Below are 19619 nucleotides of genomic sequence, written 5' to 3'. Positions count from 1 at the left end.
TCGCAGACGGCGGAGGTACCTATGGAGTCCAATCCCGAATTGGAACTGGCATGGCAGTTGGTGGAATACACTGGCGTGAATGTTTTCCTCACTGGTAAAGCAGGCAGCGGGAAGACTACCTTTTTGCGCAGCCTTCGCGAGCGGTCTACCAAGCGGATGGTGGTATTAGCTCCTACGGGTGTGGCAGCCATGAATGCGGGTGGTGTTACCATCCATTCGTTCTTTCAGTTGCCGTTCGCACCTTTTGTGCCCGAATCTCATTTCGGAGGAGAAGCCAAGTATCAGTATCGTTTTGGTAAGGAGAAGGTCAACATCCTGCGTAGTCTCGATCTGCTGGTCATTGATGAAATCAGCATGGTGCGCGCCGACCTGCTCGACTCCGTGGACGACGTCCTGCGCCGCTACTGCGACCGTCATAAGCCTTTTGGCGGTGTCCAGCTGCTCATGATAGGCGATCTGCAACAGCTTTCGCCTGTTGTCAAGGAGCAGGACCAACAGTTGCTTTCTCCCTATTATGACCATTTCTATTTCTTCGGCAGCCATGCGCTGGCACAGGCCGGTTATGTGACGGTGGAGTTGACCAAAGTTTATCGTCAGAGCAATGCCGAGTTTCTCGACTTGCTGAACTGTATCCGTGACAATCGGGTGGATGTCTCGGTACTCAATCGCCTGAACCGTCGTTGCCTGCCCAACTTTGCTGCCGAACAACCCCGTGGCTACATTTATCTGACTACCCACAACCAGAAAGCCAATGATTTGAACACTGCCCGCCTGGAGCAGTTGGCAGGAGAGCCTCATGTTTTCTGTGCCGAGATGGAGGGAGATTTTCCCGTCTACATGTATCCCACGGAGGAAGAACTGGTGTTGAAGGTGGGAGCGCAGGTCATGTTTGTCAAGAACGACATTTCGGGGCAGCACCGTTACTACAATGGCATGTTGGGGCGTATCATTTCACTTTCAGCTATCGGTCCTGTAGAAGTGGAGACCGAAGACGGGCAGCAGATAGCCCTCGATCGCGAGGAGTGGACCAATTGCAAATACTCTCTCGACCCTGAAACCAAAGAAATCACGGAAACGATCCAGGGTACCTTCAAACAGTATCCTTTGCGGTTGGCTTGGGCCATTACGATTCACAAAAGCCAGGGCTTGACGTTCGACAAAGCCATTATTGATGTTCGCCAAGCCTTTGCTCCCGGTCAGGCCTATGTGGCTCTCAGCCGCTGTCGCAGTTTGGAGGGATTGGTGCTGAGTGCGCCCGTCGAGGCTTCGGCCGTCATCTCCGACCGCATTGTCACCGACTTTGTCAATCACATTCCGGCTCAGATACCCGATGCTTCCCGTATCACTGCCCTTCAGCAGGCCTATTTCGAAGACCAAGTGGCAGGGCTCTACAGTTTCGCCCGCCTGTCCCGCCTTTTCCATACCTACCTTCGCCTGGTGGACGAACACCTCTACCGCCTCTATCCGCAGTTCCTCGGTGCACTCAAAGCCCAGGCCGACGGACCGATGAAGGAATTGGTGGATGTCGGGAATAAGTTCGTGGCCCAATGCAGCCGTATCATTGCCACCAGTGCCGACTACACTCACGATGCCTACTTGCAGCAGCGCTTCCGTGCCGCTTCGTCCTATCTGCACAAGCCTGTGGCCGCCCTTCTGTCCCTGCTCGAAGAAAATCCCGTGACTACGGACAACAAGGTCGTGAAGAAACGACTCGACGAAGCCTCTGCTGAGCTGCTCATGGAACTTCGTCTGAAGGACGGCCTTCTGATTTGGACGGGGGAGCACGATTTCATCGTGGCCGACTATTTGAAGCGGAAGAATCGCCTGACCATCGAACTCTCCGAAGCCCCCAAAGCCGCGAAAAAGAAAACCTCGAAAGAGAAGAAGGCCGAGGTTCCCCAAGACATCCTTCATCCCGCGCTCTTTGAAGCCCTGCGTGCCTGGCGTGCGTCGAAGGCTGTCGAACTGGGATTGCCAGCCTATACCGTTCTCCAGCAAAAAGCCCTGCTGGGCATTGCCAATCTGCTTCCCGACACTCTCGACTTTCTGCTTACCATTCCGTATTTGGGCAAAAAGAGCGTAGAGAAATACGGCGAAGAGTTGTTGGCTCTTGTCCATGATTACCGCCAGCAAAATCCCGATTGACTGCACTGATTTTGCCAAGGTCTACATTAGCTTTCTAAAGTCCATAGTTAGCGTGCTAAAGTGGCACTTTAGCTATGCAAAGTCCTTCTTTACACAACTGAAATGGTATGTTTGTAGATGCATATTTTACTAATAAGTTAAATTTTGGATTGTGTAATTGGCGTTTGTAAATATTGTTGATTGTTTCTTTCCATTTGTTTTTATTGTGTTTGAAGAGCTATAAAAATGCCTTTTGTTGAATGTTTGAAACCTAAGGACTGAATGTTTCAAACATAAAAGGTTTGGGGTTGAAACCTTCCTTTGGGTTAGGATAGCTGCTTGATGGATTCTTTTTTTGTTTGTAAGCTATAAAGATAGAAGGTGCTCATTTCCGTTTTTCTGAGTTCGAAGATGCTGGGTTTAGATAATTATTGTATATTTGTTATCAGAATGTGTACATAGTGAGTTTTTAATTTTTCTCAGGCTTGAGAATTTTAAAAAGAATGGCTAACTATGTTGGAAACAGTCAATGTGATAATTTTCTGTAAAGTAACCGTTTTTAATGAATAAATTATGGTTGGCATGCCGCAATTAAAAGATATTATGACCCATGAAGTAGGTGATGGTGACCGTTTAAAAATCATGACTTCTTACTTTACTTTATATGCCTTCAAGGAAATAAGAAACGAACTATCCAAACTTGGAGGGGTAGACCTTATCATCAATCCAAACAAATATGATAATAGCAATAAAATCATAGAAACAATTGAGGAAAACAGTCTTAAAATAAATTTAGACTATTGTGGTATAGCAAAGGAATTTGCCAATTGGTTAGAGGCCAAAGTAAACGTACGTAAAATAAAATCTCGTAAAATTGACGGGAAAATGCTGAGCATATCGACTGCTGATACATATAAAGATTATATTATTCATGCAGATTTCAATGCTGTAGGTTTAGGTGTACTAGATAATGCAGGAAGAGTACACATTAATGAAAAAATAGAGAATCCGGAGAAGGCTTCAGCATTACGACAAGCTTTTGAATCTATATGGAATAACCCTAACCAACTGGAGGATATAAAGTTTCAGATGTTATCTGATTTGAAGAAAATTTATCAGGACAAGTCCCCGGAATTACTTTATTATTTCACATTAAACCAGCTTTTCCATAACTTTTTGGAAGATGCTGATGCTGAAGCCCTGATAGAGAAACGTACCGGAATAACGGAAACTATGATTTGGAATAAACTTTATGATTTCCAACGTGACGGAGTGGTAGGTGCAATTAACAAAATAGAGAAATTTGGTGGATGTATTATAGCCGACTCTGTAGGTCTTGGTAAAACATTCGAAGCTTTGGCTATTATAAAGTATTATGAACTCAGAAATCATAAGGTGCTTGTTCTGGCTCCTAAAAAACTCCGTGATAACTGGCTGGTATATAAACTCAACGACAAACGTAACCCTTTTGCAAGTGAAAGACTGTTCAGTTATACTTTATTGAATCATACCGATTTATCGCGTGAAAACGGTATGACAGGCGATGTCGATTTATCATCTGTTATATGGGGAAATTTTGATTTGGTAGTAATTGATGAATCTCATAATTTCAGAAATGCTACTACAGGTAAAGACCGAATAACAAGGTATGAGCGGTTGATGAAAGAAATAATCAAAGCCGGTGTGAAAACAAAGGTTCTGATGCTTTCCGCAACTCCAGTCAATAAGGAACTAAACGATATTAAGAATCAGATAGCTTTTATATCAGAAGGAAATGATAATGCCTTTGCAAAAAGTGCAGATATAGATAGTATATCCAACACATTGCGCAAGGCACAGGCTGCTTTTAATTTGTGGAACAAATTACCGGAAAAAGAACAAACAACAGAATCATTGTTGGAGTATCTTAACTGGGATTATTTTAAACTGCTTGATTCCCTTACAATCGCCCGTTCCAGACGGCATATAGAAAAATATTATGGATTGGAGAAAATCGGGAAGTTTCCAACCCGATTGCGGCCAATAAATAAAGAATGTGAAATTGATTCATTACGGCAATTCCCTTCATTTGCAGAAATCAATGAAGACATTATGCGAATGAGTCTTTGTATGTACACTCCGTTATTTTATGTAATGCCGGAGCGTAAATCATATTATGAAGATCTGTATGATACTAAATTAAAAGGGAAAGGTAGTTTTAAGCAGACTGACCGTGAGTTTAGCTTAAAAGCCTTGATGCGTACTAACCTGTTGAAGCGATTGGAGAGTTCTGTTTATGCTTTTAGTAAAACAGTAGATAGCCTGATTGAAGGTATAAACTATATTCTTCAGCAAATACAGAATGATGAAGAACAGTTTGAAAATCCGGATTTGTTGGAAGAATGGGAAGATGAAGAATTTTTCGCAAGTGGACTGACCATTGGTAAAATTACGAAAATACGTGTGGCAGATTTAGATAAAGTGAAGTACCAATCGGGGTTGGAATTCGATCTTTCTGTACTACAACATATTTCTACTGAAATAAAGAAGGTTACTGCTGAAAGGGATGAGAAATTGACAGAATTAAAAAGAATTATATCAGAAAAAGTGAATCATCCTATTAATGTCGATAACAAGAAAATCATTATATTTACAGCTTTTGCCGACACCGCTACCTACCTTTATGAAAACTTATACCAGTGGGCTAATAATAATTTTGATATTTATACAGGATTAGTTACAGGCTCCAATGAACCCAAAACCAATCTTCCTATCAAAAAGAAAGATTTTGCCAGTATACTTATTAACTTCTCGCCTATTTCTAAAGAACGTAACAGTGAAGGAGAAGAAATAGACATATTAATAGCAACAGACTGTATATCAGAAGGACAAAACTTACAGGATTGTGATTATCTGGTAAATTATGATATTCACTGGAATCCTGTACGTATTATTCAGCGTTTTGGGCGTATAGACCGTATAGGAAGTAAAAATGATTCTATCCAGTTGGTTAACTTCTGGCCGGCAATGGAATTAGACGAATACATCAACTTGGAGCAGCGTGTAAAGGGGAGAATGAAACTTTTGGATGTTTCAGCCACAGGAGAAGAGAATATAATTGAATCAAACACAGAAATGCATGATTTGGAATATCGTCGTAAACAATTGGAGCAACTGAAGAATGAGGTTTTAGATATGGAAGACCTTTCCGGTGGAGTATCCATCACAGACCTTACATTGAATGATTTCCGGATGGACTTAACTTCATTCAATGAAAAGTATCCCAATTTGCTTGATACAATTCCAACTGGTATTTTTGCGGTTAGCCGGAATGAATCTGAAGAGTTGCAAGAGGAAATAAAACCTGGAGTCATTTTCTGTATCAAAAGTAATGATGATACTGTAGGAAAAGAAAAAAATCCAATTGCTCCATACTTTTTGGTATATGTCACAGATGATGGTGACATCCTTTTTACTGACAAGCAGATAAAACAGGTTCTTGACATTTACCGCTCATTATGTTTAGATAGAAAAGAACCAATAAAAGAACTTGTCACTTTATTCAATAAGAAAAGTCATAACTTAAGCAAGATGCGACATTGGCGTGATTTATGTGAAACTGCTCTGAGTTTTATCAAAGAAAAAGAAGATGAAGAATGTGGTGATATATTTTCTTTGGGAGGTTTGTCTTCTTTTGGAGCAGGCAAATCCGGCATTCAACTTATAGAGAATGATTTTGAATTGATTTCTTATTTAGTGATTATGTGATATGGATATATTCGAGCGACTTGGGTACAAGGATAATATAAAGCCATACGGAAAGCGAATCACAAAAACTCAGCTTTTTATGCAAGGAGAGCTTGGTAGAACAGATCGTGCACTCCTTACAGAAAAAGTGGAGGATATTAGGTTGGAGTATGTATTTAATAAATTTACATACCCAATGGCTGAGGTTGTGACAGAAGAAGAGTGTTACGATGCCATATTTATCGTCAAAGTAATATTACGGACTGATGTTTCATTAAAAAAGTTATCGAAAATAATTCAATCATCATTGCCAACTCCCACTGTAACTATTTTTAAAAAGAATGATGAATATCTTTTTTCATCCGCTTTAAAGCGATTAAATAAAGCTGAAAAAGGAAAAACGGTAGCCGAGGAATTTCATTTTGGAAGATGGATAAACTTATGCTCAACGTCAGATAGTGATAATTGTTTTTTAGACACTATTAAGTATGGCTCATTACCAGCTTTGGACTTTAAACAAGCATATATAACGATTCATCAGGCAATATATGAACAGGCAAATGCAGATACAGCGATAGATATTTTAGCTGAGGACTTTGAAGAATATAAAATAAAAGTAGAACGAAAAAAGGAAATTCAGCAGGAAATAGATAAATTAGTACGATTATTAAATAACAAGTCAACTTCTCTGAAAGAAAAGGTTGAAATTGCAGCTAAGATAGAGCAATTAAATAGGATTTAATTATTAAGAAATGAATATACTAAAAAGAATTTGGAATCATGTTGAAGAATATTGGATGCGTTATACTTGCATCTTTTTTATATTATTTCCATTTTTAATTGGAGCACTGACTGTATGTAATAAATTTGTACCTTGGGATATTGCTGGTGAACCTAAAGATTGGCTTTCTTTTTGGGGAAGTTATATTTCTGGAATAGCTTCATTTATTGTAATCTTTATATCAATTAAACAGCATAAGGATTTAAAGAAACTGCAAATAGACATTTTACGGAAAGACGCAGTAAAAGATTTGCTTAATGACATACGTAATGTAAATCGTGTATCTGAATCTAATTATGTTTTAGATAAAGTAGATAATATTCAAGGAGTATTAACACCATCATATTACGTTGATATCATGAACCATATTCACGATGAACAATACTGGTTTTATACAAAATATTTTACAGAAATAAATATTGATAAAGAATCGGAAATTGCACAGTACCATCGAGCTGTTGACATTGGATATTATGAAATCTCAACTTATTTATATGCTATGCAAATACTTCATTCTATGGATATTGATGATGAAGAGTATGTATGTCAAGTTATAGAAAGAATAATAAAACAGAGTAATGGTAAAAATATTGATAGTTATAACGTATTGCTACAAAAAATAGAGAAACTTAATAGTGATGTTATTTGTGTAAGTTGGGGACAAATTAAAGAAAAACTCAAGTTATCATTAAGAAACGACTTCCTTAATAATAACAGTGAAAAATACAGTGTAATAAATGAAAAAGGAATATTACTCATAGATAAGAAGAAAAAAGAATTAAACGACATATTTTTAAATGAACATGGACGGACAAAGTAAGAATTTAACTCAAGAATATATCAAGCAGATACAGGCTATATTTCCTGAATCCGTAACTGAAGTAGCAGACAAAGACGGAAATAACATCTCATTGAAGGTAGATATGGAAAAACTTTCCATTTTATTGGGAGAAGCATCCATACCAGAAGATGATACAGACTACAAGCAAAAGTATGGAGAAAAGTTCTCTTTTGAGTGGGCTGGAAAACGTCGTGCTATAGCTGAAGCGCAGAAACGCAGTACAGGTACATTACGTCCCTGTCCCGAAGAAAGTGAAGACTGGGAGAATACGGAAAACCTTTATATAGAAGGGGATAACTTGGAAGTATTGAAGTTGCTTCAGGATTCTTATCTCGGTGCTATCAAAATGATTTATATTGATCCTCCTTATAATACAGGAAAGGACTTTGTATATAAAGATAATTACAAAGATAATCTGACCAATTATTTTGAACAGACAAATACTACCAATGCGGTAAATAGTGAAGCCAGTGGTCGATATCATACTAACTGGCTAAATATGATGTATCCACGTTTGAAATTAGCTAGAAATCTCCTGACGGACAATGGGGTTATTTTTATTTCTATTGATGACAATGAGGTTTCTAATCTGAAAACTATTTGTGATGAGATTTTTGGAGAGGATAATTTTGTAGGGATCCTGTCGATAGAGAATAATCCTAAAGGACGAAAAAATTCAAATTATGTAGCTGTAAGTAATGATTATTGTTGTATTTATGCTAAAAACAAAAGTTTCTCAGGTTTTATAGAAAATATACCTAAGAATATTAATGATTTAGCTATAGATGAAAATGGCAACTATGTTCACAATAGCGGCAAGAGGGTTTTGGTTGGTGAAAATGAATTTAATAATATTGTAAGTGATTTAAATTCAGACAAGCATTATACAATATATTACAACGATACGACAAATGATTTTATCATAAAAAAAGAAGTGAATATTGATAGCATTGATAATGCTTTATTAAATCAAGGATATTCTAGATATTATTCATATTATAATGAATCTTTTGTTGAGAATACATATTCAAAAGAAAAAATAAAGGAGCTTTTTACTGAGAATGCACTAGAATTTAAAAATGGGAAAATATACGAAAAAAATTTAAGTACGACAATTAGAATAAAGAGTCTGGTGCTAAATAAGAAATATAAAGCAGTAATCGATAATATGCCATGTGATTATGAACTTGATGTTAAAACAACTTCTGCTGGAACAAAATTAAAAGAATTATTTAGTTCAAAAGTATCTTATTTTACAGCTCCTAAAAATACAGGTCTAATGAATCTGTTTTTAACATTATTCAACGAAAAAGAATTCATAGTGCTTGATTTCTTCAGTGGCTCTGGCACAATGGCAGAAGCAGTATATCGCTTAAATTCGTGCAATGATAGAAAAATTAGATACATAATGGTGCAATTACCAGAAATAATAGATCCAGCTAAAGCAACGAGTTCACCTGCAAAAGAATCAGCAAAAGCAGCTGTCTGTTATTTAAAAGAAAAACAATTACCCATTAACCTTTGTGAACTTGCCAAGGAACGCATTCGCCGTGTCGGAAGGGAAATCCTTGAAGAACAAAAGAATAAAGAGCAAGGAGACTTATTTACAGAAACTGCAAAGAAACTGGACATTGGTTTTAAAGTATTTAAACTTGACCGTTCTAATGTGGCTGACTGGGATTTGGAACTTAATTCTACAAATGAAAAGGATGCAAAAGAAACATTAACATTAGAGTTTAATAAAGTCTTGAACATCCTTAAAGAAGGCAGAACAGAGCTTGACTTATTGTATGAAGTGATGTTGAAGTTAGGACTTCAACTTACCACAAAAGTAGAAGAAAAAGAAATAAACGGTAAGAAAGTCTTTATTGTGGGGCACGGTGTTATGGTTGCTTCATTTGCAAAAGAACTTACTTATTCTGACATTACTAAGATGTTGGAATACAAGCCAGATTATGTACAGCCGGGAGAGTTTAAAGTTGTCTTTTCTGATGAAAGTTTTGCATCAAACAATGACAAAGTAAATGTTATGCAGTTGTTCAAACAGAAAGGTATTACTAACTTTGAAATTATCTGATAGTTGCATATGGCAAAAGAAACTAAAATAAAATTTAATCCTAATCTGGAATATCAGAAGGAAGCCGTAGATGCTGCTATTCATTTATTTGACGGACAGCAAAAGTCATCTTCTCCATTTACCATAAGCAAAAGTATATCTTACTTTGGAAATCAAGATGATACAACTATTGTATTAGGTGAAGGAAACAGGTTTACTATTTCTGAGAACAAGATACTGGATAATCTGCGTGCTGTACAGATGGAACGTGGTCTGGATGTTTCAGAGAACTTGTCTTTCCCTGATTTTACCATTGAAATGGAAACAGGTACAGGTAAGACATACGTCTATCTGAAAACTATCCTGAATTTGTATAAAGAGTACAACTTCAAGAAGTTTATAATCGTAGTGCCCAATAAGGCTATCCGAGAGGGTGTTAATGCTTCACTCAATGACTTGAAGGAGCATTTTCACTTGTTGTATGGAATAAAATATACTCACTTTGTTTATGACTCTTCACAGCTGCAGCAAGTCAGGGATTTTGCCATGAGCAATACCATACAAATTATGATTATCAATATAGCAGCTTTCAACAGGGCTTTTAAAGGAGACAATCCGGAGGACAAGGCCAATGTGATTTACCGTGAAAGTGAGAAATGTAATGGTAAGGCTCCTATTACACTTTTGCAAGAAACATATCCGATAGTGATTATAGATGAGCCTCAGTCAGTTGATAATACAGAAAAGGCAAAGGAAGCCATCAGTGCACTTAGTCCTTTGTCCATATTCAGATATTCAGCTACTCATAGAACTATTACGCATCCCATCTATAAATTGGGAGCAATAGATGCGTATAATCAGGAACTGGTAAAGCAAATAGAGGTCCTTTCTATTTTCGAGGATACAGACTTGAATGGTGTCTATATTAAAGTATTGAATACCAATCCATCCAAACGTGAAGCTGAACTGGAACTGAATATTATAAACAAAGGCAAATCTTCAAGGAAATCGAAGAAGGTGAAATATAATTCCCTGCTACATGAAGTAACCGATAATCCGGAGTATCTTGGATTACGACTTACAAACATTGACGATAATTGTATTGAATTAAATGGACATGAACGTATAAATATCGGTAGTGTCAAAACCAGCCGTTCACTTTACTCAGATGATGAATTGAAACGGATGATGATTCGGGAAACAATAAAGGTTCATCTTGAAAAACAGATTTCTGTTTTAGACAAGGGAATCAAAGTGCTGTCATTATTCTTTATTGATAAGGTTTCTAATTATAGAAACTATGATACGGAAGATGAACGTGGCAAATATGCTGTTATGTTTGAAGAAGAGTTTCTGAAACTTACTCAGGAAAATATGTTTTACCAGAAGCTTTTCTCTATGTGGGGCGGTAATGTAAGCAAACTGCATGATGGTTATTTCTCTGCTGACAAGAAAGGAAGGATAAAGGATACTAAGGGAGATACAGAAGATGATAATTCTGCTTATCAGAAGATTATGCAGAAGAAAGGTATTTTGTTGAATGAATCAGAACCTTGTAGATTTATATTCTCACACTCTGCCTTACGGGAAGGATGGGATAACCCAAATGTATTTCAGATTTGCATGTTGAAAGATCCTCAGGTAAAACCAGATAAGAACATTCGTTTACGTCAGGAAATTGGCCGTGGTTTACGTATTGCAGTAAATCAGGAAGGGCAACGTGTGCATACAAAGGGAGTAAATATACTTACCGTAACTGCCAATGAGACTTTCAATGATTTTGTATCACGTTTTCAAACAGAACTTCGTGAAGATGAAGGTGAAATGTTTGATGTGATAACTCCTGATAAGTTCAGAAATCTAACATATTTGGCGGATAATGGAGTCAGACATGTATTGGGAAAAGAGTTGGCAGAAAAGCTTTTCAAGCATTTGGTAAGTAATGAATATGTTGAGAAAGAAAAAATAAAAGGGAATGCTCTGGCCGGTAAACCTACTGAAAAATTACGAGATACAGTAAAGGTAAATCCTGAAATGGTTGTTCCGGATGATGATGTCTTTAAACCATACGTTGAAGTTATAAGTAAACGTGTGACGGAACTGGCTACTAAAATTACCATAAACAAACATAAGCCAAAACGCTTAGTTAAATTGAACAAACGTGTCGCTGCATCTGAAGAATTTAAAGCTTTGTGGGATAGAATAAAGTATAAGAGTGTCTATTCAGTGGATTTTGATGTTGAACAGTTCAAAATCAAATGTGTTGAAGCTTTAAATGAGTTGCAGGTAGGGCGTATTGTATACAATATAGAAAAGGCAACTGTAGTTATAGACTCGGACTCTGGTGTGGGAGATAAAGATGGCGTGCTTAGTGATTTCAGTGAAATATCTTATACTGGCAAGATACTTATTCCGGATATAATCCGCTATTTGCAAAATGAGACAGGATTGAAGCGACAGACACTTATCGAAATCCTGACTCAAACCACAACATTGGGTAAAATTATCTATAACCCACAGCTATATATGGAGTTGGTCCGCGATACTATTAAGAGATTGATGCAACATGAACTTGTAGTAGGGCTGAAATATACCAAACTCGACGATGAATTTGTAATGGAACTTCCGGCTAATGATGAAATGGAACAATTCTTTAGTAGCCTTGTAGCAGAAACTCCTAATAAAAGTATTGTGGACTGTTTTGCCGTAGATTCAAAGGAAGAACTTGAGTTTGCGAAAACACTTGACAATAATGAACGTGTCAGTTGTTTTATGAAACTTCCAAACTCATTCAAGATTGATACTCCACTCGGAACATACAATCCTGACTGGGCTGTTTATGTAAAAGGTGTGGAGAACAAAATTTACTTTATAGTCGAAACAAAGGGAACAGATATATTTAGTGAATTACGTCCGGCTGAACAGGATAAAATACGTTGTGCAAAGAAGCATTTTGAGGCTGTAGCTCCGGAAGTAGTAGTTTCTGCTCCAGTGAAGGATGGTAAGAAGTGGTTGAATAGTTTATAAATTGATAAGTGGCAGAGGCTTTATATTGAGTTTGATAGAAAATGGGAATACAATGCAGAGCCTTTCCAGAAATATTCCAGTATTCTTCAGTATATTTGCCTGCATAACTATTTAGGGCTGAATAATGGGCAAATTTCATCAGATCGAGAAGATTATAGGACTATGTATATTCTTGTTGGGCACTACTACATGGTCTGTATGTGCACAGGAAACTGATTATACTACATGGATGAAGATGGGTGTCAAGTACGGACTGAATGAGCGTCTTGATTTGTCTGGAGGATTGGAGTGGCGTACGGAAGATCACTTGCAGGTCACAGATCGCTGGGGACTGGATGTGGGGGCTAAATATGTCCTGCTTCCTTTCCTGAAAGTAGGTGGAGGTTACGAAATTCATTATCGCAACCGTGGGGAGGATGGATGGAACTTCCGTCATCGTTATCATGCGGAAGGAACTTTATCTACTCGGTGGATGAGGTTGAAAATCTCTTTGCGTGAGCGATTTCAGCATACGTGGGATGATGAGGAAAATGAGTTGAGGCTACGTTCTCGTCTTAAATTGGCTTATGACATACGTGACTGTAAGGTGGAACCTTACGTGTCAGTCGAGATGTACAACAGTTTGAATCGTGGCGACAGCTTTGATATTGCTCGTATGCGTTATCGGACGGGTCTTTCACTTCCGCTTTTTTCGAAGAATTGGGAAGCGGATGTATTCTACTGTCGCCAATGGGAGAACGACGGACGGAAAAACATCTTTGGTGTGGATTGTGTGTACAAGTTTTGAGATCTTTCACTACATTTGTTGCACACAAAATAGAAGATTATTATGAAGAAGATTATCAATCCCTGGCGGAAACTTGCCGGATATAATTGTTTTGGCTGTTCGCCTGATAATGAATATGGTGTAAAGATGGAATTTTATGAGGATGGTGACGAGGTGGTGAGTATTTGGAAGCCAGATGAGCATTATCAGGGATTTTTGCACACGTTGCACGGTGGAATACAGTCAGTACTGCTGGACGAAATTTGTGGATGGGTCGTGTTTCGTAAGTTGCAGACGGCAGGAATGACGACCAAGATGGAGACACGCTTTCGCAAGTCGGTGTCGACAGATGCTTCTCATTTGGTGCTGAGAGCTTCGCTGAAGGAACAGAAGAGAAACTTGGCGTTTGTGGAAGCCCGGCTTTATAACGATAAAGGAGAACTTTGTACGGAAGCTTTATGTACGTACTTTACTTTTCCGAAGGAAAAAGCCGAGAAGGAGATGTTTTTCCGTAGTTGCGAGGTCGAGCCAGAGGAACTTCTTCCGTTGATTTGATAGGAAAAATAAACTTTTTGTGATAAATCTTTGGTTGTTTCAAGAATATAGTTTATTTTTGTCGCAAACAAATAAAGATATGAGAATTTTTGCAGTACATCATCATCATCATTATCCTGGCGAATAAATTCGGTAGGCAGATGAGTGTATGTGCATGAAAGGATACATGAGGAAAGAAGCTTGCCGGATTGAGGCAGGCTTCTTTTTTTATTTGTCCCTTGGTTGATGAATATTGAAAATTAGAAAAAATAAAAAGCTATGTTGAGAATTGCAGTACAAGCCAAAGGTCGTCTTTATGACGAAACAATGTCGTTTCTGGAAGAAGCAGACATCAAATTGAGTGCGACGAAACGTACCCTGTTGGTACAGTCGTCGAATTTTCCTATCGAAGTGTTGTTCTTGCGTGACGATGACATCCCGCAAACGGTGGCTACGGGAGTGGCGGATATTGGTATTGTCGGTGAAAACGAGTTTGTAGAACGAGCTGAAGATGCAGAGATTGTAAAACGATTGGGGTTCAGCAAGTGCCGATTGTCACTGGCCATGCCGAAAGATATCGAATATACAGGTGTGCAGTGGTTTGAAGGAAAGAAAATTGCGACGTCCTATCCTGGCATTCTGTCCCGCTATCTGAAGGAACAGGGAGTGAAGGCAGAAATTCATGTGATAACCGGTTCGGTGGAAGTATCGCCGGGTATTGGTTTGGCCGATGCCATTTTCGATATTGTTAGTTCGGGGTCGACGCTGGTCAGCAACCGGTTGAAGGAAGTGGAAGTGGTAATGAAGTCGGAAGCGTTGCTTATCGGCAATAAGAACTTGAGTGACGAGAAGAAGGAGATCTTGAAAGAACTGCTTTTCCGCATGGATGCAGTGAAGACGGCCGAAGATAAGAAATATGTGCTGATGAATGCTCCTAAAGATAAACTGGATGAGATTGTGGCCGTACTGCCGGGTATGAAGAGCCCCACGGTAATGCCTTTGGCACAAGAAGGTTGGTGTTCGGTCCATACGGTGCTCGACGAGAAATGTTTTTGGGAAATTATCGGCAAATTGAAGGCATTGGGTGCTGAAGGAATCTTGGTTTTGCCTATCGAGAAAATGATTATTTAAAGGACGGACGGTTATGATACTGATTGATTATCCTGAAAAATCGCAATGGCAGGAATTGCTGAAGCGACCGGTTATGAATACCGAAAGTTTGTTTGGTACGGTGCAGGGCATCATTGATCGTGTAAAGGCAGGGGGAGATGAGGCTGTACTCCAGTATGAGATGCAGTTCGACAAGGTAAGTTTGTCCGCTTTAGCTGTATCTTCTGAAGAGTTCGACGAGGCTGAAAATCTGATCGACGAGGAACTGAAGGCGGCTATTCGTCTGGCTGCCGGAAATATCTCGGCCTTTCATGCCGCACAGCGTTTTGTGGGTAAGAAGGTGGAGACACAGCCAGGAGTTACCTGTTGGCAAAAGGCGGTACCTATCGAGAAAGTAGGATTGTATATTCCTGGAGGCACAGCGCCGTTATTTTCCACCGTGCTGATGTTGGCCGTACCTGCTTGCATAGCTGGGTGTCGGGAGATTGTGTTGTGCACCCCTCCGGGCAAGGACGGGAAGGTGCATCCGGCTGTATTGTTTGCGGCTCGGGTGGCTGGTGTGCAGCGTGTGTTCAAGGCCGGTGGCGTACAGGCCATTGCGGCGATGGCTTATGGAACGGAAAGTATTCCGAAGGTATATAAGATTTTTGGTCCCGGCAACCAGTATGTCACGGCGGCCAAGCAGTTGGTTAGCTTGCGTGATGTGGCAATTGATATGCCAGCAGGACCTTCCGAAGTAGAAGTGCTGGCAGACGCAACGGCCAATCCTGTGTTTGTGGCGGCCGATTTGTTGAGTCAGGCAGAGCATGGGGTAGATAGTCAGGCCGTGCTGATAACGACCTCGAAGGAGCTACAACAGGCTGTTAAGGACGAAGTAGAGCGTCAGTTGGACCTGCTTCCGCGTAAGGAAATTGCTGCCAGGTCGCTTGCCAACAGCAAACTGATTGTAGTGAAGGATATGGAAGAGGCTGTCGAGATGACCAATGCTTATGCACCCGAGCACTTGATTGTAGAGACGGAGAATTACATGGCTGTGGCCGAACAGATTGTCAACGCCGGTTCGGTATTTTTGGGTGCATTAACTCCCGAAAGTGCTGGTGACTATGCTTCGGGCACGAACCATACGCTGCCTACCAACGGTTATGCCAAAGCCTATAGCGGCGTTAGCTTGGACAGCTTCATCCGCAAGATGACCTTTCAGGAAATCAAACCTGAGGGATTGTGTAAAATAGGTCCTGCTATTGAGGTGATGGCCGCCAATGAGTCGTTAGACGGTCACAAGAACGCCGTATCCGTCAGGCTGGATGCTGTTCGTCGTGATAAATGAATGTTTTAAATAGAAGAATTTGGATATGAAGAAATCGTTACAGGAATTGGTAAGACCCAATATTTGGAAGCTGAAACCTTATTCGTCTGCACGTGATGAATACAATGGAGCTACGGCTTCTGTTTTCTTGGATGCGAACGAGAATCCGTATAATAATCCTCACAATCGCTATCCCGATCCGTTGCAACGGGATCTGAAAGTACATCTCTCTCAAATAAAGAAAGTGCCGGCGGAGAATATCTTTTTGGGCAACGGAAGTGATGAGGCTATTGACTTGGTTTTTCGTGCTTTCTGCGAACCCCGTATCGACAATGTAGTGGCTATCGATCCTACGTATGGGATGTATCAGGTATGTGCTGAAGTCAATGATGTGGAGTATCGGAAAGTACTTCTGGACGAACATTTCCAATTTACGGCTGACCGTCTGCTGGCTGTTTCCGACGAACATACCAAGCTGATGTTCCTCTGTTCGCCCAACAACCCGACAGGTAACAATCTGTGTCGCGAGGAGATTGAAAAATTGCTCGAGGCGTTCGACGGTCTTGTGGTGGTGGATGAAGCTTACATCGACTTTTCGGAGGCCCGCTCTTTCTTGCTAGACTTGGCGAAATATCCGAACATTGTTGTACTTCAGACTTTCTCCAAGGCTTGGGGATGTGCCGCCATCCGGTTGGGAATGGCTTTCGCATCGAAAGAGATTATCTCTATTTTCAATAAGATAAAATATCCGTATAATATTAATCAGCTTACTCAAAAACAGGCACTGGAGATGGTGCTCCGTCATTATGAAGTGGAGCGTTGGGTCAAGGTCTTGAAGGAAGAGCGTGCTTGGCTGGAAGAAGAGTTCAAGGCTCTTCCTTGCACTGTACAGTTGTTCCCTTCGGATGCCAATTTCTTCCTGGTGCGGGTGACCGATGCTGTATCCATTTATAGCTATCTGGTAGGTGAAGGTATCATTGTGCGTAGCCGTCATACGGTTTCGCTTTGCGGTAACTGCCTGCGCGTGACGGTAGGGACCCGCCCTGAAAACGAGCAGCTGCTGAAGGCTTTGAGAAACTATAAAGGATGAGAGGGCGATGAAAAAGAAAGTATTGTTTATCGACCGAGACGGTACGCTGGTCATAGAGCCGCCGGTCGACTATCAGTTGGATGCTTACGAGAAGCTGGAGTTCTATCCCAAGGTGATGCGAAACCTTGGCTTCATCCGTAGCAAGCTCGATTTTGAGTTTGTGATGGTGACCAATCAGGATGGGCTGGGGACAGCTTCTTTCCCTGAAGAGACTTTTTGGCCGGTGCACAACCTGATGATGAAGACCTTGGAGGGTGAGGGGATTACGTTCGATGAAGTTTGTATCGACCGTAGTTTTCCAGCAGACAATGCACCTACCCGTAAGCCTCGGACAGGAATGCTGACCCGCTATCTGAATGACCCTGCATATGATTTGGCAGGCAGCTTTGTGATAGGCGACCGTGCCACCGATGTGGAGCTAGCCAAGAACTTGGGATGCCGGGCCATTCTGTTGCAAGACGACAAGTCGGTGCTAAAGCCGGTGGTAGAAGGAGGCAGTGCCTCTTGTGAGGGATTAGAGGAAGTTTGTGTGTTGGCTACGACCGACTGGGATCGGGTGGCCGATTTCCTCTTTGCCGGCGAACGTCGGGCGGAAGTGCATCGGGTGACTCATGAAACTGATGTCTTCGTGTCGCTTGATTTGGACGGCTCAGGCAAATGCTTCATTGATACAGGCCTGGGCTTTTTCGATCACATGCTGGAGCAGATAGGCAAACATGGAAGCATTGACTTGACGGTTCGTGTGAAGGGCGACCTCTATGTCGACGAGCACCACACGATTGAAGACACGGCGTTAGCTTTGGGCGAATGTCTCTACAAAGCCCTTGGCGACAAGCGGGGCATCGAACGTTATGGCTATTCGCTGCCTATGGACGACTGCCTGTGTCAGGTCTGCCTCGATTTCGGAGGGCGTCCCTGGCTGGTTTGGCAGGCCGACTTCAAGCGAGAGCGGATAGGGGAGATGCCGACCGAAATGTTCCTGCATTTCTTCAAGTCGCTGAGCGATGCCGCCAAGATGAACTTGAATATTAAGGCTGAGGGCCAAAATGAACATCATAAGATAGAAGGCATCTTCAAAGCCCTGGCTCGTGCATTGAAGATGGCTGTGAAGCGTGACATCTATCGCTACGAACTGCCTTCGTCGAAAGGAGTGCTTTGATGTCGGTCGAAAAAGCTTATTTGGTGTAACTATTGATATTAGCTTCGTAAAGTCCCTCTTTAGCGTGCTAAAGTGGCACTTTACGGAGTTGGAATGGATGTTTATGATTTGTTTGTTCTGGCCTATTGGGAAATTTTTTTCCCCAGTAGGCCAGAACTTTTTCTCCAGTTAGGGAAAAAGCATTGCTTTCTCCTCCTTAAATCATCGCTTTCCTTTCCCTAACGCACTGTTTTCTTGTTTTGTTCGCATAGAGTTTACCTGTAGTTGTAATTGTAACGCGCGCGCCCATGCGCATGAAATATTATAATGTGTCGTCATTTCATCTTGTGCATTTCGTCTTTGAAAATCCTGCTATAAAACATACTTGTAAATCAGTAATTTGCGAAAAAAGTTCAAGAAAGTGTAGAAAAAAAACGTTTGTAAGCTTGCAGTTATCTGAATAAGCTGTACTTTTGCACCCGCTTTCGGAAACGAAGCGGTGATATTTGACATGCTGTTGCAGATGATTTTTGATGAAGTTGTCCTTTAGCGGCAAGTAACTTTCCCGCCTTTCGCATGAGAGAGGCCCAAGCGGAGAGCTCCTTCCCTCTGAGGTCTTCGAAAAAACTTTCGAAAAAAAACTTCTCAAAACATTTGGTAGTTTGAAAATAACTCCTTACCTTTGCACCCGCTTTTAAGAAGTGAACCTCGAAGCTGAGCTTCGAAAAAAAACTTCGAAAAAAGTTCCGCAAAAATTTGGAGGATATACGAAAAACTCCTTACCTTTGCAACCGCTTTCCGATAAAAACGGAGGGCATCAAGAAGAGCGATCTTTGAAGAGATTTACATAAACAATACAGTAGTACAAGAGCAAAACTGGAAACAGTTTTGGGTAAAAAAGAACCGTCAATACTTATATATATAGGTAATGAACTTTTGATCCGTAATCCTGGCAGAGCAACAACTTACTTGAATGTCATTTGATATTCAGGCGTTAAAGATACTTTTACAATGAAGAGTTTGATCCTGGCTCAGGATGAACGCTAGCTACAGGCTTAACACATGCAAGTCGAGGGGCAGCGGGATTGTAGCAATACAATTGCCGGCGACCGGCGCACGG

At 40.6% G+C, this 19619-nt stretch carries 12 protein-coding genes; all 12 read left to right on the top strand.

Features of this window, described 5'->3' with window-relative positions; all coding sequences use genetic code 11:
- Window positions 1-21 precede the first annotated feature (21 nt).
- The 12 genes from BQ8005_RS08375 (at window position 22) to hisB (ending at window position 18520) form a co-directional block, all read left to right on the top strand.
- The gene (locus BQ8005_RS08375; RefSeq protein WP_075319049.1) at window positions 22-2145 is read left to right on the top strand and encodes an HRDC domain-containing protein; all 2124 of its coding nucleotides are present in this window, start codon (window positions 22-24) and stop codon (window positions 2143-2145) included.
- A gap of 561 nt (window positions 2146-2706) precedes the next feature.
- The gene (locus tag BQ8005_RS08370; protein ID WP_200806329.1) at window positions 2707-5871 is read left to right on the top strand and encodes a helicase-related protein; all 3165 of its coding nucleotides are present in this window, start codon (window positions 2707-2709) and stop codon (window positions 5869-5871) included.
- A gap of 1 nt (window position 5872) precedes the next feature.
- A complete protein-coding gene (locus BQ8005_RS08365) occupies window positions 5873-6592 on the top strand; it encodes a DUF4391 domain-containing protein (RefSeq protein ID WP_075317731.1) in 720 nt (239 codons plus the stop codon).
- Between the two features lie 10 nt (window positions 6593-6602).
- Window positions 6603-7451 (top strand): hypothetical protein, encoded by an 849-nt coding sequence (locus tag BQ8005_RS08360; RefSeq protein WP_159436230.1) that lies wholly within the window; start codon window positions 6603-6605, stop codon window positions 7449-7451.
- On the top strand, window positions 7435-9549 hold the full coding sequence (locus tag BQ8005_RS08355; RefSeq protein WP_083610604.1) for a site-specific DNA-methyltransferase: 2115 nt from the start codon (window positions 7435-7437) through the stop codon (window positions 9547-9549). The genes BQ8005_RS08360 and BQ8005_RS08355 overlap by 17 nt, the downstream gene beginning before the upstream one ends.
- A gap of 9 nt (window positions 9550-9558) precedes the next feature.
- Entirely contained in the window at window positions 9559-12555 is a 2997-nt protein-coding gene (locus tag BQ8005_RS08350) for a restriction endonuclease (protein WP_075317728.1), read from the top strand.
- Window positions 12556-12679: 124 nt separating this feature from the next.
- Window positions 12680-13342 (top strand): DUF2490 domain-containing protein, encoded by a 663-nt coding sequence (locus tag BQ8005_RS08345; protein ID WP_075317727.1) that lies wholly within the window; start codon window positions 12680-12682, stop codon window positions 13340-13342.
- Window positions 13343-13384: 42 nt separating this feature from the next.
- On the top strand, window positions 13385-13876 hold the full coding sequence (locus BQ8005_RS08340) for a PaaI family thioesterase (protein WP_021846370.1): 492 nt from the start codon (window positions 13385-13387) through the stop codon (window positions 13874-13876).
- A 258-nt stretch (window positions 13877-14134) separates the two neighbouring features.
- Window positions 14135-14986 carry an ATP phosphoribosyltransferase gene (gene hisG, locus BQ8005_RS08335; RefSeq protein ID WP_075317726.1) on the top strand — a complete coding sequence of 284 codons (852 nt, stop codon included), beginning with the start codon at window positions 14135-14137 and terminating at the stop codon, window positions 14984-14986.
- Between the two features lie 13 nt (window positions 14987-14999).
- A complete protein-coding gene (hisD, locus tag BQ8005_RS08330; protein WP_075317725.1) occupies window positions 15000-16292 on the top strand; it encodes a histidinol dehydrogenase in 1293 nt (430 codons plus the stop codon).
- 25 nt (window positions 16293-16317) lie between these two features.
- Entirely contained in the window at window positions 16318-17361 is a 1044-nt protein-coding gene (gene hisC, locus BQ8005_RS08325; protein WP_021846373.1) for a histidinol-phosphate transaminase, read from the top strand.
- Window positions 17362-17368: 7 nt separating this feature from the next.
- Window positions 17369-18520 (top strand): bifunctional histidinol-phosphatase/imidazoleglycerol-phosphate dehydratase HisB, encoded by a 1152-nt coding sequence (hisB, locus tag BQ8005_RS08320; protein WP_075317724.1) that lies wholly within the window; start codon window positions 17369-17371, stop codon window positions 18518-18520.
- Window positions 18521-19619 lie beyond the last annotated feature (1099 nt).

This window comes from Bacteroides togonis (assembly GCF_900130135.1).
GTDB classification, from domain to species: domain Bacteria; phylum Bacteroidota; class Bacteroidia; order Bacteroidales; family Bacteroidaceae; genus Bacteroides; species Bacteroides pullorum.
The sequence above is the reverse complement of the archived record's forward strand: the minus strand, read 5'-3'. Positions and strand labels throughout refer to the sequence as shown.

Bases quoted from the DNA above. Each gene is read 5' to 3' on its own strand.
- BQ8005_RS08360 (WP_159436230.1), top strand. From the start codon at position 6,603: ATGAATATACTAAAAAGAATTTGGAATCATGTTGAAGAATATTGGATG.
- BQ8005_RS08365 (WP_075317731.1), top strand. From the start codon at position 5,873: ATGGATATATTCGAGCGACTTGGGTACAAGGATAATATAAAGCCATAC.
- hisG (WP_075317726.1), top strand. From the start codon at position 14,135: ATGTTGAGAATTGCAGTACAAGCCAAAGGTCGTCTTTATGACGAAACA.
- BQ8005_RS08340 (WP_021846370.1), top strand. From the start codon at position 13,385: ATGAAGAAGATTATCAATCCCTGGCGGAAACTTGCCGGATATAATTGT.
- BQ8005_RS08350 (WP_075317728.1), top strand. From the start codon at position 9,559: ATGGCAAAAGAAACTAAAATAAAATTTAATCCTAATCTGGAATATCAG.
- BQ8005_RS08370 (WP_200806329.1), top strand. From the start codon at position 2,707: ATGCCGCAATTAAAAGATATTATGACCCATGAAGTAGGTGATGGTGAC.
- BQ8005_RS08345 (WP_075317727.1), top strand. From the start codon at position 12,680: ATGGGCAAATTTCATCAGATCGAGAAGATTATAGGACTATGTATATTC.
- BQ8005_RS08375 (WP_075319049.1), top strand. From the start codon at position 22: ATGGAGTCCAATCCCGAATTGGAACTGGCATGGCAGTTGGTGGAATAC.
- BQ8005_RS08355 (WP_083610604.1), top strand. From the start codon at position 7,435: ATGGACGGACAAAGTAAGAATTTAACTCAAGAATATATCAAGCAGATA.
- hisD (WP_075317725.1), top strand. From the start codon at position 15,000: ATGATACTGATTGATTATCCTGAAAAATCGCAATGGCAGGAATTGCTG.
- hisB (WP_075317724.1), top strand. From the start codon at position 17,369: ATGAAAAAGAAAGTATTGTTTATCGACCGAGACGGTACGCTGGTCATA.
- hisC (WP_021846373.1), top strand. From the start codon at position 16,318: ATGAAGAAATCGTTACAGGAATTGGTAAGACCCAATATTTGGAAGCTG.